The following is a 322-nucleotide window of genomic DNA, read 5'->3' on the forward strand; positions in this document are numbered from 1 at the left end:
GGCCAAGCGCGAGCGGCTGAGGGTCCTGCTGCACGGCACCTCGGGCGACACGGCGGTGGCCCTCACCCCGGAGCAGCGCGGACTGCTCTTCCTGCACCGCCTGGATCCCGGCTCGGGGGCGTACGACATCCCGCTGGCGGTCGCGTTGCGCGGACCGCTCGACACAGACCGGCTGGCGGGTGCCTTCGACGACCTGATGGCCCGTCACCCGGTGCTCGCGGCCCGCGTGGAGGACCGGCCGGGCGGACCGGTGCTGACCCCAGCCGCACCGGCGCCGCGCCTTCGGCTCCGGGACACGGCCACCGGGGACGCCGCCCCGCCG

The 322-nt window shown here is 77.3% G+C and carries 1 protein-coding gene; it reads left to right on the top strand.

Annotation, left to right across the window (positions count from 1 at the left end; translation table 11 throughout):
* The coding region (locus HO151_RS02095; protein WP_173894422.1) for a condensation domain-containing protein at nucleotides 1-322 on the top strand (322 nt) is incomplete at both ends.

It is taken from the genome of Streptomyces sp. 8P21H-1 (genome assembly GCF_013302945.1).